This window comes from Pseudomonas sp. OG7 (genome assembly GCF_014192825.1).
Lineage (GTDB): Bacteria > Pseudomonadota > Gammaproteobacteria > Pseudomonadales > Pseudomonadaceae > Aquipseudomonas > Aquipseudomonas monteilii.
Genome location: NZ_JACHYK010000006.1, coordinates 81,161 through 95,614 on the forward strand (window position 1 = coordinate 81,161; position 14,454 = coordinate 95,614).

10 protein-coding genes are annotated in these 14,454 nt (G+C 60.7%); 8 read left to right on the forward strand and 2 right to left on the reverse strand.

What is annotated here, in order from left to right; genetic code table 11:
* The first annotated feature begins 154 nt into the window (after positions 1–154).
* Positions 155–1,693: a glycerol-3-phosphate dehydrogenase gene (gene glpD, locus FHW75_RS15925; protein WP_025754575.1), complete on the forward strand. Its 1,539-nt coding sequence runs from the start codon at positions 155–157 to the stop codon at positions 1,691–1,693.
* A gap of 60 nt (positions 1,694–1,753) precedes the next feature.
* Here glpD and FHW75_RS15930 read toward each other — a convergent pair whose 3' ends face one another.
* The gene (locus FHW75_RS15930) at positions 1,754–6,154 is read right to left on the reverse strand and encodes an NEL-type E3 ubiquitin ligase domain-containing protein (RefSeq protein ID WP_183674073.1); all 4,401 of its coding nucleotides are present in this window, start codon (positions 6,152–6,154) and stop codon (positions 1,754–1,756) included.
* A 328-nt stretch (positions 6,155–6,482) separates the two neighbouring features.
* Here FHW75_RS15930 and FHW75_RS15935 point away from each other — a divergent pair, with 328 nt between their 5' ends.
* The 7 genes from FHW75_RS15935 (at position 6,483) to FHW75_RS15965 (ending at position 13,361) form a co-directional block, all read left to right on the forward strand.
* On the forward strand, positions 6,483–7,400 hold the full coding sequence (locus tag FHW75_RS15935; RefSeq protein ID WP_016713730.1) for a glutamate/aspartate ABC transporter substrate-binding protein: 918 nt from the start codon (positions 6,483–6,485) through the stop codon (positions 7,398–7,400).
* A 147-nt stretch (positions 7,401–7,547) separates the two neighbouring features.
* On the forward strand, positions 7,548–8,294 hold the full coding sequence (locus FHW75_RS15940; protein ID WP_019096550.1) for an amino acid ABC transporter permease: 747 nt from the start codon (positions 7,548–7,550) through the stop codon (positions 8,292–8,294).
* Positions 8,295–8,966 (forward strand): amino acid ABC transporter permease, encoded by a 672-nt coding sequence (locus tag FHW75_RS15945; RefSeq protein WP_019096549.1) that lies wholly within the window; start codon positions 8,295–8,297, stop codon positions 8,964–8,966.
* Positions 8,963–9,697, forward strand: coding sequence for an amino acid ABC transporter ATP-binding protein (locus FHW75_RS15950; RefSeq protein WP_003258023.1), 735 nt, complete (start codon positions 8,963–8,965; stop codon positions 9,695–9,697). The genes FHW75_RS15945 and FHW75_RS15950 overlap by 4 nt, the downstream gene beginning before the upstream one ends.
* A gap of 73 nt (positions 9,698–9,770) precedes the next feature.
* The gene (locus FHW75_RS15955; protein WP_025754577.1) at positions 9,771–11,675 is read left to right on the forward strand and encodes an ATP-binding protein; all 1,905 of its coding nucleotides are present in this window, start codon (positions 9,771–9,773) and stop codon (positions 11,673–11,675) included.
* Positions 11,672–13,000 carry a sigma-54 dependent transcriptional regulator gene (locus FHW75_RS15960; RefSeq protein ID WP_019096547.1) on the forward strand — a complete coding sequence of 443 codons (1,329 nt, stop codon included), beginning with the start codon at positions 11,672–11,674 and terminating at the stop codon, positions 12,998–13,000. Before FHW75_RS15955 ends, FHW75_RS15960 begins: the two co-directional genes overlap by 4 nt.
* Before the next feature lie 25 nt (positions 13,001–13,025).
* Positions 13,026–13,361, forward strand: a complete 336-nt coding sequence (locus FHW75_RS15965; protein ID WP_025754578.1) for a GlpM family protein — start codon at positions 13,026–13,028, stop codon at positions 13,359–13,361.
* Positions 13,362–13,379: 18 nt separating this feature from the next.
* Here the strand turns inward: FHW75_RS15965 and FHW75_RS15970 are convergent, their stop codons facing one another.
* Positions 13,380–14,375 (reverse strand): alpha/beta fold hydrolase, encoded by a 996-nt coding sequence (locus tag FHW75_RS15970; protein WP_025754579.1) that lies wholly within the window; start codon positions 14,373–14,375, stop codon positions 13,380–13,382.
* Between the last annotated feature and the right edge of the window lie 79 nt (positions 14,376–14,454).

The following is a 14,454-nucleotide window of genomic DNA, read 5'->3' on the forward strand; positions in this document are numbered from 1 at the left end:
CGGCCCGCCATTTTCGTAAATGTTCACTTTATTGTCATCTGATCAGTTTTTTCTATAAAGACTGACTGGCGACCGGCTTTCTCTTGCGCTAGTATTTTCGAAAACGAACATCGATGTTCATATTCGATGTGAACAGCCTCAGGAGGCCTTGCCCGTGTCCCAGCCCGTTTCGTCCCAGCCCCCACTCGCCGACTGCTATGACCTCGCCGTGATCGGCGGCGGCATCAATGGCGTGGGCATCGCTGCCGACGCCGCTGGGCGTGGCCTGAAGGTATTTCTTTGCGAGAAGGACGACCTGGCCCAACACACCTCGTCAGCCAGCAGCAAATTGATCCACGGCGGCCTGCGCTACCTGGAGCACTACGAGTTTCGCCTGGTGCGTGAAGCGCTGGCTGAACGCGAAGTGCTACTGGCCAAGGCACCGCACATCGTCAAACCGATGCGTTTTGTGTTGCCACACCGTCCGCACCTGCGCCCGGCGTGGATGATTCGTGCAGGCCTGTTCCTGTATGACCACCTGGGCAAGCGCAAGCGTCTGGGTGCCTCGCGCAGCCTGCGCTTCGGCCCGGGGTACCCGCTCAAGCCGGCAATCACCCGTGGGTTCGAATACGCGGACTGCGCGGTGGACGACGCACGCCTGGTGGTGCTCAATGCCATGGCGGCTAAAGAAAACGGTGCGGATATCGTCACCCGCACCCGCTGCCTGCGTGCCGAGCGTGTCGATGGCGTGTGGCAGGTCGAGCTGCAGCATGCCGACGGCCACCTGCAGACCATTCGCGCCCGCGCCCTGGTGAACGCCGCCGGCCCATGGGTCGCCAGCTTCATCAAGGACGACCTCAAGCTTGACGCCCCCTACGGTATCCGCCTGATCCAGGGCAGCCACCTCATCGTACCGCGCCTGTACGAAGGCGAACATGCTTACATCCTGCAGAACGAAGACCAGCGCATCGTCTTCTGCATCCCGTACCTGGAGCGTTTCACCCTGATCGGCACCACCGACCGCGAATACAGCGGCGACCCGGCGCAGGTGAAAATCACCGAAGGCGAAACCGACTACCTGCTCAAGGTAGTCAACCAGCACTTCAATCATCAGCTCAGCCGTACCGACATCCTGCACACCTACTCGGGTGTTCGCCCGCTGTGCAATGACGAATCGGACAACCCTTCGGCCGTGACCCGCGACTACACCCTGGCGTTGTCTGCCGGCGAAGGGCAGGCACCCTTGCTGTCGGTCTTTGGCGGCAAGCTCACCACCTACCGCAAATTGGCAGAGTCGGCCATGGGCGAACTCAAACCCTTCTTCGCGCAGATGCGCGGCAGTTGGACCGCAACTGCTCCCTTGCCAGGCGGTGAGCACATGACATCGGTGCAATCGCTAGTAGAAGAAGTGTTAACACGCCACCCTTGGCTGCCAGTGGCTATCGCGCAACGCTGGGCTACCACGTACGGCAGTCGTGTCTGGCGCTTGCTGGAAGGCCTCTCGGGGCCTGAAGGCCTGGGGCAATCATTGGGCGGCGGTCTGTTCGCCTGTGAAGTCAATTACCTTCGTGCCGAGGAATGGGCAGTGACTGCCGACGATATTCTGTGGCGGCGAACCAAGCTGGGGCTGTTCACCTCCAGCGCCGAGCAACTAGCGTTGCAGGAGTTCCTGAAGCAGGCTGCGCCTGGTAACGAAAACGAACGGGCCGCATGAGACAATGCCCCACTGCACACGCCAGCGCCTGAGCAGTGGGGCGATCGTGGCCGGGGCAGTTCAGAGTGGCCAGCGCTCGAAAGCCTCTTCGGTTAAACACCTGATCAGCTCACGCTCTGCGTCTTCCAGATTCGACTTGAGCTCCTTACAGACAACCAAATAGTCCCCCTCAGTCATTTCTTCGCGCGCAAGCCGCTCGTCAGCAAGCGCCAAGTCGGACTGTTTTGCATCGACCAGCTCTTTGAAACGACGGCTGTAAGTGGCACGTAAGTATTCTTGCCAATAGTCCTGGACCACGAGTGAGTCGACCAGGCGTGCTTGAGTCTCGCCTTCCAGTATCTCGAGCCGGGCCGCGTTGATGTCTGCCGCCGTCACCAAGGACTCGGCTTCATAATGCATGCGCACGGGTTGACCCACCAATTGCAGTGGCGATGCCAACCGGATCCGGTAAGCAAGGTAGGTTTCAACATCGTCGATTCTATCGAGACGGGCCGGCTGCCCCTTGAACAGGTCCCTTAGCCGTTGCAGTTTTCGCGCTGCTACCCGGTCGACTTCCTGCAGCCGGTATATCGAACGGCCCAATCTCAACAATGAGCGCTCGCTCATCATTTCTGCAGAACCTGCGGTCTGGGAGTGGATCAAGGCCCTGACTTCCATCTGGCTGAACACCCACAGCAGACGATCCTCACACGTTGCAATGCCACCTGCCTGCTCGAAGAGCAACTCGCGCAGTTCCGTGTTCTGCTCACATGCCTCGATGATCGCCCATACACGTGCACGATAAAATGCCGGATATTTCAGGTAATCCGGAGAATGGGAAAAGTCGGTCAGGAAACGAAAAAAGTCGGCCGAGCCGGGCTCGGCACGCAAGTTGTCCCATGACGTTTCACGTGTGAGTCGCTGCACACCGGTGGAGCCGGCAAGCCAGCTGGAAAGTTCTGCCTGAGCGAGTACATGTTGACGATAGCTCGGGCCAGGCTGGCTAACGTGGTCTGCACTGTTCGAAGGTTCAGGCTGTGGCTGCAACAGGCGGTCGCTCGCTTCGTCCAGCGGGTTATCGTGAACGGCTACTTGCTGCAAGCGTACCCGCAGGCCTTCAAGGTCTTCGTTGATTCGGCGGAGCTGGTTATTTCGGAAGTCCGCCCTACCCCGCCACGGCAATTGTTGAATGTCGGCCGGGAATGTAGTTAGCCCTGTAGAACGAAGTCCTAGCTGCTGCAAATGGGGCAAAGCCCTTACCTGTGGTGCCTGCCCCAGCGGATTATGATTGAGCTCGAGTCGCTCCAGATTGACTAGCAAGTTCAGCCTGGAAGCGTCCCCCACTGTCATTACGATCTGATTATGGTCCAGCCGCAATTCGCGTAACCGGGGCAGCGCAGAGACGCCAGCAGGAATGGATGGAAGACGGTTTTCTCGCAGGTCCAGGTATTCAAGATTTGGGAAACGCCTCAGAAAATCGCTGTCGACAGTAGCCAGATTCATGTCCCGCAGCACCAACCGGGTCACGTGATCAAAGCTGACCTCACCCGGTAGTTCAGGCAAGTCTGTCACCCGCTCGCCGCGGATTTCCAACGTGTACGTGCCATTCGCTGTGCGTCCGATCTTGCGCCGCCAGCAACGGCGCACCGCGTTCATCACCCGGGTCCGACGCAAGTAATCCCTGACCGAGGCTTCGGCGCGCCAAAACTGTAATGCCCGCCGCAATTCCAACCATTGGCGATGCAACAACTCATAATCCGACCATGGGTCTCTACCCGCTGCAATGCAATCAAGCAGGTACTGCTGTACCTCATTGTCATCAAGTGTTGGAAATATCTGCCTGATTCCACGCCTCGCTGCTTGCCCTGAGCTCTCTCCACGACCGCTAAGTGGGTAGCCTATGCGCCCATCACCGAAGCGGATCGGCGGCCTCACGCCGCTCACCATTTCAACCTGCCCAATCAACCGTGACGCCAATGCCCGATGCTCTCGCGCATGGGTCGCCAATGTGTCGCTCAATTGCGACTCACTTGATGCTGAACCGCCCACACGAAGCTTCTGATCGTCGCTCATGCTGAGTAACAATGCGCGCATAAGCGTGAGGTCGGTGGGGGTATCGGGTTGAGGGGCATCCGGCATATGAACGGTGTAAGCACCTTCGTCCCGAACAAGGTAGATCACCTTCTGCGCAGATTCGGCACCCGCCCGGCCAACGAGCGGGCCTTGAATGGATCCTGAGCGCAGCTCTACACGATGAGACGCCGGCCAAGGCGCCAATTCATGCACCAGGCCGAGCGCCAGCTTCTCCGTATCCTCGCAGACAGCCTGCCACTGGCGCAGACCGGCACAGGCGCGGTCCAGGCGGCTGTCGCGCAAAAACCAGCGGACTCGCTCTGCCATAACCAAAGGTACTTTGCCCGAACTCTCGAGTTGCTCAAGTACCTGGCTGCTGACCTGGCTGCATATCTCCTGCGCCCCCCGCGCCGTGAGCCCCGGAAAATCCCGCCGTAGCAGCGTTTCTGGTGCGTCGTCGGCTTCCTGGCCCTTGGCAACCATCAGCTCAACGTTGCTCGGTGTCATGTCGGGATGTAATTCGTGAAGTCGATAGCGCTCCATGGCATCCGCCAAGCGTGCGGGCACAGGTGCATTCTCCAGGTTCAGTTGCCTCAATCGCGCTTCATCGAACCCTGTGCTATCGAGCACCGCGGTAGCCTGTTGCTGAGTGACACCGGCATACTCATCAGCCAGCCGTCGCAGCAGCAGCAGGTCTTCTGCCCAGGTCTCTGGACGCTCTAGCCCGTGCCGCCAGGTTCCTCCCTCCGTGGGCTCAAGCCTAGGGCGATAACGGTTTTCACGAGAGGGGTGACGTATCAACAATTGCGTTCCGTCATCTGAACGGGCCAGCGGGTACGTGCCTTCCTGCTTATGCAAATGCCAGCCAGATTCATCCGGGTGAATTTTCCCCACGAAAGATTGGCCCTGATGCACCGTTTTGTAAGACGACAGATCGTTGGAGCACAGCTTGACCCGACCACTGGCCACAATGGGTGTCAGATCATCGACAAAGGCTATACGTTCAAGCACCTTGCTCCCGGCAGCGGAAACGCCGCCCACAACTGCACCTACTGCCAATGTTTCTGCCACTGAAAACAGGTGCCCCAGCGCCGCTTCACGATCACCTATCTGCCAATCTTCATAACCTTCATAGACCTCGTCAGCAATCTGCAACGCTGTGATTCCAAGCATCACCTCCCCCAACACGGGTACGAACAGCCCTGCCAGCCCTAACAAGGTCAGCCCGACATTTTCGTAGCTGCTTAAACGTTCTGTGCGAGCCGCTGCGTCCTCGACCCCGGTCGGTACGGCCAACGCTTGTGCGTCATCGATGATTTTCTGGATGCACCGGGCACGCAGGTAGATAAACAGGGGCTCGCTGATCTGGACGTGACGGCCATCAAGCTCCAACGCCCGGCCTGCTTTGGTGGCCGCCTGCAAGCGGTCGAGGGTCATCATGAACGCAACGCGTTCCTGCTCCGCGATAAACCTGCTGAAGAACTGGCGGTAGCCCGGGCTTCGTAAGTTCAGCCCGAGCGCCTTGTACAAAGACGCCCATGATGCAAATCGCCTTACCGCCTGGACAGGGTCACCGGGTATCCAGACGACAATTTCGAGTAACGTGAAGCGCTTCTCATCCCAGGCTTCAATGGCCACCACCCCTTGCGCGGCCTTGCCCAGCACATACAGTTGCCGATGCTTGAGCACTGATGTATCTGCCGGCACGATTGGCTTGGGGGTGAAAACCCTCAACATCCGCAGATAGCTGCTTTCATCGATGTGCCCCTTGATGGCTGCATAACGCACCGCTGCCTCCATTGCGGCGCGCATCGATTCTTCAAACAACGCTTCGACATGCTTTCGACGCTGACCTGCAACCTCCCCTTTAGCGTCAACAGGGAACAAATGTTGATGCAACAGCGCCTGGTAGCGCGCACCGATATCCAGCGCCCGACAAAGCTTGGCGAACTGAACAAATGAAACCTGCAAAGGCGTACCCGACGCGCGCTCGAGCTTTCGACGCACCCTCGGCCGAGCTTCCAGCTCCTCCAAGGCAAAATTGTGCAGTGCCGCCGATAACAACGGAATGGACGATGTGCGAACCGTAGCCACAATGGGCGGAAGAGGAAAAATGCTTGGGAATTCCCTCTTCACCACCGTACACAGCAAAGCCGTGCGGGTATCCACCCTGATGTTGAACTCCTTGCGCAATTGCGCCTCAAGCAAGGGTTGTGCAAATTCATCAAGCCCCGGAATGCCGGCGAACACTTGCCGGAGTTGCTCGGCTGCTTTCTGCTCCTGCTTCAAGGCCTGGTGAAACTGCTGGAGGGACTCGCTGGCTGTAGTCTTGACCCAATCCGGCAGCTGCCGGACGATCAAGGCGTCTACGGACGCGGGTGGAAACAATTTGCTATTTGCTGCGCTCATTGGCTCGCCTCGAAAAAGAAAGCGAGAGTCCCTCAGCGACAGCCGACAAAGTGGTAATTAGTTCTCAAGCCCCATAAAAAATCACCCGTTCGGATAACCGAACACACTACCGATCACTCATTCGGAAAGCCGATCGAAAAACGCCTCACAATCGGTAAGAAAAAACTCGATTGCGCCTTTTTCCGGGGCGTTATGATCGATGTCAGAGCTTGGCACGACTCATGCTCTACACTTGGTAGCCGAATGCTCTCGCTTCTTGCGGTATTCGTTGAACGAAAGAGTCCGCCAACGGCTCCATAAAAAAAACAAACACGTCGAGGAAAATTTGATGCGCATCGTTCGTCAATTGCTGGGCGCCGCCATCGCGGCCGCTGTGATCGCTTCGCCGGCCATGGCCGAAGAACTGACCGGCACCCTGAAGAAGATCAAGGAATCGGGCACCATCACCCTGGGCCACCGCGACTCCTCCATCCCGTTTTCCTACCTGGCCGGCAAGCCCGAGCCCGTGGGCTACTCGCATGACATCCAGTTGGCTGTCGTCGACGCCCTGAAGAAGCAACTGGGTACGGACATCAAGGTCCGTTACAACCTGGTCACCTCCCAGACCCGCATCCCGCTGGTGCAGAACGGCACCGTCGACCTGGAGTGCGGTTCCACCACCAACAACGTCGAGCGCCAGCAGCAAGTCGGCTTCTCGGTCGGCATCTTCGAAGTCGGTACCCGCCTGCTGACCAAGGTCAAGGACGGTCAGCCGGCATACAAAGACTTCCCGGACCTGGCCGGCAAGAACGTGGTAACCACCGCGGGCACCACGTCCGAACGCATCCTCAAGGCGATGAACGCCGACAAGCAGATGAAGATGAACGTGATTTCCGCCAAGGACCACGGTGAAGCCTTCAACATGCTCGAAAGCGGCCGCGCCGTGGCTTTCATGATGGACGACGCCCTGCTCGCCGGCGAAATGGCCAAGGCCCGCAAACCGTCGGACTGGGTCATCACCGGTACCCCGCAGTCGTACGAAATCTACGGCTGCATGGTGCGCAAGGATGACGCAGCCTTCAAGAAAGCGGTCGATGACGCCATCGTCGGTTACTTCAAGTCGGGCGAAGTCAACAAGAGCTACGACAAGTGGTTCCAGCAGCCGATCCCGCCAAAGGGCCTGAACCTGCAGTTCCCGATGAGCGAAGAGCTGAAGAAACTGATCGCCGAGCCGACCGACAAGGCAGCGGACGAGAAGAAGTCCTGATCCTCAGCGTTTAGTGGCCTGATGCGCATCCGCGCACGATTGAACCCACAGGCCGCAACATTAGTGTCTACCCTTTCATCCGAGGGCGCCCAGCGCCCCCGGATGCTCGAAGGTGCCCGTGAAACAACCGTCTGAGGGGAAATCCCGATGAATTACAACTGGGACTGGGGCGTGTTCTTCAAGTCCACCGGCGTGGGCAGCGAGACTTATCTGGACTGGTACGTCACCGGTCTGGGCTGGACCATCGCCATCGCCATTTCCGCCTGGATCATCGCCTTGCTGCTGGGCTCGGTGCTCGGTGTGATGCGTACCGTGCCGAACCGCGTGGTATCCGGTATCGCGACCGCCTATGTGGAGCTGTTCCGCAACGTGCCGCTGCTGGTGCAGCTGTTCATCTGGTACTTCCTGGTACCGGACCTGCTGCCCGAAGGCCTGCAGGAATGGTTCAAGCAAGACCTCAACCCGACGACCTCGGCACTGATCAGCGTGGTGATCTGCCTGGGCCTGTTCACCGCCGCCCGCGTGTGTGAACAGGTACGTACCGGTATCCAGGCGCTGCCCCGCGGCCAGGAAGCCGCTGCCCGTGCCATGGGCTTCAGCCTGCCGCAGATCTACACCAACGTGCTGCTGCCGCAAGCCTACCGGATCATCATTCCGCCGCTCACGTCAGAATTCTTGAACGTGTTCAAGAACTCCTCGGTGGCGTCACTGATCGGCCTGATGGAGCTGCTGGCACAAACCAAGCAAACCGCCGAGTTCTCGGCCAACCTGTTCGAGGCCTTTACCCTGGCCACGCTGATCTACTTCACCCTGAACATGGGCCTCATGCTGCTGATGCGCATGGTCGAGAAGAAAGTCTCGGTGCCAGGCCTGATTTCCGTAGGGGGCAAATAAATGGACATGGATTTCAGCGAAATCATCCCGGCCCTGCCTGCCCTGTGGGAAGGCATGGTCATGACCCTGCAACTGATGGTCATGGGCGTGGTCGGCGGCATCGTGCTGGGCACCCTGCTGGCGCTGATGCGCCTGTCGTCGAACAAGCTGCTGTCGAACGTGGCCGGCGCCTACGTCAACTACTTCCGTTCCATCCCGCTGCTGCTGGTGATCACCTGGTTCTATCTGGCGGTGCCGTTCGTGCTGCGCTGGATCACCGGCGAGGACACCCCGGTGGGTGCCTTCACCTCGTGCGTGGTGGCGTTCATGATGTTCGAGGCCGCGTACTTCTGCGAAATCGTCCGCGCCGGCGTGCAGTCGATTTCCAAGGGCCAGATGGGCGCAGCCCAGGCCCTGGGCATGACCTACGGCCAGACCATGCGCCTGATCATCCTGCCCCAGGCCTTCCGCAAGATGACCCCGCTGCTGCTGCAGCAGAGCATCATCCTGTTCCAGGACACCTCGCTGGTGTACACCGTGGGCCTGGTGGACTTCCTCAACTCGGCACGTTCCAACGGCGACATCATAGGGCGCTCCCATGAGTTCCTGATCTTCGCCGGTGTCGTGTACTTCCTCATCAGCTTCTCCGCTTCGTGGCTGGTCAAGCGCCTGCAAAAAAGGATCACCGTATGATTTCCATCAAGAACGTCAACAAGTGGTACGGGGACTTCCAGGTACTGACCGACTGCAGCACCGAGGTCAAGAAGGGTGAAGTAGTGGTGGTGTGTGGCCCGTCGGGTTCGGGCAAGTCCACCCTGATCAAGTGCGTGAACGCCCTGGAACCCTTCCAGAAAGGTGACATCGTGGTCGATGGCACCTCGATTGCCGACCCGAAGACCAACCTGCCCAAGCTGCGCTCCCGGGTTGGCATGGTGTTCCAGCACTTCGAGCTGTTCCCGCACCTGTCCATTACCGAGAACCTGACCATTGCCCAGCGCAAGGTGCTCGGTCGCAGCGAAGCGGAAGCGACCAAGAAGGGCCTGGCCCTGCTCGACCGCGTCGGCCTCGGTGCCCACGCCAAGAAGCACCCCGGCCAGCTTTCCGGTGGCCAGCAGCAGCGTGTGGCCATCGCCCGCGCCCTGTCGATGGACCCGATCGTCATGCTGTTCGACGAACCGACCTCGGCGCTGGACCCGGAAATGGTCAATGAAGTACTGGACGTCATGGTCGAGCTGGCCCACGAAGGCATGACCATGATGTGCGTGACCCACGAAATGGGCTTCGCCCGCAAAGTGGCCAACCGCGTCATCTTCATGGACAAGGGCAACATCATCGAGGACTGCCAGAAGGAAGACTTCTTCGGCAACCCGTCGGCCCGCCACGAGCGTACCCAGCACTTCCTCAGCAAGATCCTGCAACACTGATTTTGCTTCACAGAACCGGTCGGCGCCGCTGCCCTTTCGGGCAGTTGGCGCTGGTCGTGACAAGGCCACTGTGATGAAATGCGACCCTTCGCTTCTTCTCCCTGCCAAGCCTGCCGTGAATTCCCGCCTGCTCCGCCAATTGCTGTTGCCGCCCCTGATCATCCTGCTGATGGTCGGCCTGGGAATGGCTGGCTACCTGATCAGCGAAAGCAACGGCATTCGCACCCTCAGCGAAAACGGTGAGCGCCAGCTGGAGCTGCACGCGCGCACGGTCGAAAGCGAAATCAGCAAGTACACCTATCTGCCGAGCCTGCTGGAGCTGGAAGACAGCGTCTCGCACCTGCTCACCGACCCGGACGGCGGCTCACGGCAAACGGTAAACGAATACCTTGAGGGCCTGAACCGGCGCAGCCGCAGCCGGGCCATCTTCGTTCTCGATACCAATGGCCGGGTACAGGCCACCAGCAACTGGCGCGACGCCGACTCGTTCCTGGGTGAAGACCTGTCGTTCCGCGCCTACTTCCAGACAGCCGTGCGCGGTGAGCCTGGGCGTTTCTATGGCATCGGCAGCACCACCGGCGAGGCTGGCTACTACCTGGCTCATGGCCTGGAGGAGCACGGCAAGATCATCGGCGTGGCCGTGATCAAGGTGCGCCTGGACACGCTCGAGGAGCGCTGGCAACGTGCCCGTCTGGAGGCGTTCGTCAGTGACGAGAACGGCATCATCATCCTTTCCAGCGACCCGGCCCGACGCCTGAAATCGGTGCGCCCGCTGACCCCGCAAATCAAGGAGCGCCTGGCGCGCAGCCTGCAATACTACTGGTGGCCGCTGAACGAGTTGCAGCCACTGGCCCGGGAAACCCTGGCCGATGGCGTGGAAAAACTGACCTTCCCGGCCAACAGCGAAACCGCAAAAGGCAAACCCCACGAGGTTGCCTACCTGGCGCAGACCCGTCGCCTGGTGGATACACCCTGGCATTTCACCCTGCTGACCCCGCTGCAGGACCTGCGCCGCGAGTCCATGGTGCAGGGCATCCTGGTGGGCGTGGCGTTCGCCTTGCTGGCGATCCTCGGCATCGCCTGGAACGAGCGACGCAAGGTCATCGCCACCCGCCTGGCAGCCCGTGAAGCCCTTGAGGAAGCGAATAGCCAGCTGGAGCGGCGGATTGCCGAGCGCACCGCCGACCTGCGTGCCAGCAACGAACGCCTGAAGGGGCAAATTCGCGAGCGCCGGCATGCCGAGCAAACCTTGCGCCACGCCCAGGATGAGTTGGTGCAGGCCGGTAAGCTGGCGGCCATCGGGCAAATGTCCACCAGTATCGCCCATGAGCTGAACCAGCCGCTGGCCGCGTTGCGCACCTTGTCTGGCAACACGGTGCGTTTCCTCGAACGTGGGGCACTGGAAACCGCCAGCACCAACCTGCGCACCATGAACGACCTGATTGACCGCATGGGCCGCATCACCGCCAGCCTGCGCTCCTTCGCCCGGCGCGGCGATGACAGCGGCCAGGCCTCGCTGGCCAAGGCGGTGGAGGCGACCTTGCAAGTATTGGCCAACCGCATCAGCGCCTGCCATTTGCAGTTGCACCACCAGTTCGACGACCAGCAGCTGGCTATCGACCAGACGCGCCTCGAACAGATTCTGGTCAACCTGATCGGCAACGCGCTTGATGCCATGGCCGCGCAACCGCTGCCCGAGCTATGGCTGGAAGGCGAACTGCAGGGCGACAAGTACCGCTTGCAGGTGCGCGACAATGGCCACGGCATCGATGCCGAGGCGCGCAAGCACCTGTTCGAACCTTTCTTCACCACCAAACCGGGCGAACATGGCCTGGGCCTGGGCCTGACCTTGTCGGCGAGCCTTGCCGCCGCCGCCAAGGGCAGCCTCAACGTCGAGCACCCCGCCACTGGCGGCACGGCCTTCGTCCTGGCCTTGCCCCTGGTTTCTCCCCCTAGCGAATCGGCAGAGCACCCATGAACCAAGCGCCTCTTACCGTACTGATCGTCGAAGACGACCCGCATGTGCTGCTCGGCTGCCAGCAGGCGCTGGCGCTGGAAGATATCGCCTGCGAAGGCGTGGGCAGCGCCGAACAGGCGCTGGAACGCATCGGCGACGATTTCGCCGGCATTGTCGTCAGTGACATCCGCCTGCCGGGCATTGACGGCCTGGAACTGCTCAACCGCCTGAAGGCCCGTGATCGCAGCCTGCCGGTGGTGCTGATCACCGGCCATGGCGATATCGACATGGCCGTCGGCGCCATGCGTAACGGCGCCTACGACTTCATGGAAAAACCGTTCTCCCCCGAGCGCCTGGTCGATGTGGTGCGCCGCGCACTGGAGCAACGCGGGCTGTCGCGAGAAGTGGTGGCCCTACGGCGCCAACTGGCCGGACAGAGCAGCCTTGAGGGCCGCATCATTGGCCGTTCCCCCGCCATGGAGCACTTGCGCGAACTGATCGCCAACGTCGCCGATACCTCAGCCAACGTGCTGATCGAAGGCGAAACCGGTACCGGGAAAGAGCTGGTCGCACGCTGCCTGCACGACTTCAGCCGCCGCCAGAGCCAACCGTTCGTGGCGCTGAACTGTGGCGGCCTGCCGGAAAACCTGTTCGAAAGCGAGATTTTTGGCCATGAGGCCAACGCCTTCACCGGCGCCGGCAAACGCCGCATCGGCAAGATCGAGCACGCCAACGGCGGCACGCTGTTCCTCGATGAAGTCGAGAGCATGCCGATCAACCTGCAGATCAAGCTGCTGCGCGTGCTGCAGGAACGTACCCTGGAACGATTGGGCTCTAACCAGAGCATCCCGGTGGATTGCCGGGTAATTGCCGCGACCAAGGCCGACCTCGACAGCATGGGCCAGAGCGGCCAGTTCCGCAGCGACCTGTATTACCGGCTGAACGTGGTCACCCTGGAACTGCCGCCACTGCGCGAGCGCCGCGAAGACATCCTGCAACTGTTCGAACACTTCCTCCAGCAGTCGGCCCTGCGCTTCGACCGGGAAACCCCGACGCTGGACAGTCAGACCTTGTCGCGCCTGATGGCCCACGATTGGCCGGGCAATGTGCGCGAGTTGCGCAACGTGGCCGAACGCTATGCCCTTGGCCTGCCGGCGTTCAAGAAAGGCCCCAGCGGTGGCGCCAGCCAAGGTTTGGGCTTTGCCGAGGCGGTGGAAGCGTTTGAACGCAACCTGCTCAGCGACGCCCTGCAACGCACCGGGGGCAACCTGAGCCAAGCCAGCCAGGAGCTGGGCATGGCCAAGACCACGTTGTTCGACAAAGTGAAGAAATACGGCCTCGGCTGACCTCAACCCAAACTGGAATAACAACGTGGATCTGGTATTCAAAGCGGCCTTGGGCGCTGGTGTGGTACTGCTGCTGGCGGTGCTGTCAAAGACGCGTAACTATTACATCGCCGGGCTGGTGCCGCTGTTCCCCACTTTTGCCCTGATTGCCCATTACATTGTTGGCAAGGGGCGCAGCATTGCCGACCTGAAGACCACCATCCTGTTCGGCATGTGGTCGATCATTCCGTATTTCGTGTACCTGGCGACCCTGTATGTACTGGTTGACCGCCTGCGCCTGGAGGCATCGCTGGCACTGGCCACGGTGGCCTGGCTGATGGCCGCGACCGTGCTGGTGACCTTGTGGGTGCGGATGCACTGATTGATATCCGCGCGGGTTTCAGAGCCCTGCGATATGCGTGACATCCTGCCGATGCGCTTGCAGATAAGGCAACACAGCCCCCAGCAGCGGCGCTTTGAACGGCTCCTGGAAGCGGTGTGCCAGCCCTGGTATCAAGCGCAGCTGGCTGCCTTGAATATGCGCCGCCAGGTGCACACCATGCATCACCGGCAGCAACGGGTCAGCCGTGCCGTGCACCACCAGGGTCGGCACCCTCAACTGGTTCAATAGCTCGACGCGGCTTGGCTCGGCCAGGATCGCCATGATCTGGCGCTTGGCCCCGTCCGGATTGAACGCCCGGTCGTAAGCCACCGCTGCCTGGTGCAGCAACACGGCGCGGTCGTCCCGCACCTCTGGGCTGCCCAACGCCGCCAGCAGGTCGGCCTGCTGCTCGATGGCCACCTCGCGGTTTGGCGCACTACGCCGGGCCAGCAACTGTACCAGCGCCGGGGCCGGCGCCGGCAACCCCGCCGCCCCGGAACTGGACATGACCAACGTCAGGCTGCGCACGCGCTCGGGAGCCATGGCTGCCAGGTGCTGGGCGATCATGCCGCCCATGCTCACGCCCAGTACATGAAACTGGCGCACCCCCAAGGCGTCCATCAGGCGTAAGCCATCGTCTGCCATGTCGGTCAGCGTATAAGGCGCCGCCACTGGCAAGCCCAGCTTGTAACGCAGCAGCTCCACCGTCAGGTTTGCCGACGGCGGCACCTGGTTCCAGCGTGACAGCCCGACATCGCGGTTGTCGTAGCGGATAACCCTGAAACCTTGGCGACACAATGCCTCGACCACATCGTCCGGCCAGTGGATCAGTTGCCCGCCCAGCCCCATGACCAGTAGCAAGGCCGGATCACGCGGCGCGCCCACGCTCTGGTACACCAGGCTGACCGCACCTAGCTCGGCGCGCTGCACCGGTACGTGAGCGTCACAACGCTGTTCGGCGAAGCTGGCAGGTACGCTGAAAAGGAAGATAAGAAAAAGCCAAAAAGCCCGCATGAAAGAAACACCAGAATGCAGATCCCCAGTAAAGCGCGAGTCTGATGAATTCTGTTCGGGCGCGCTGCCACAGTTCGGT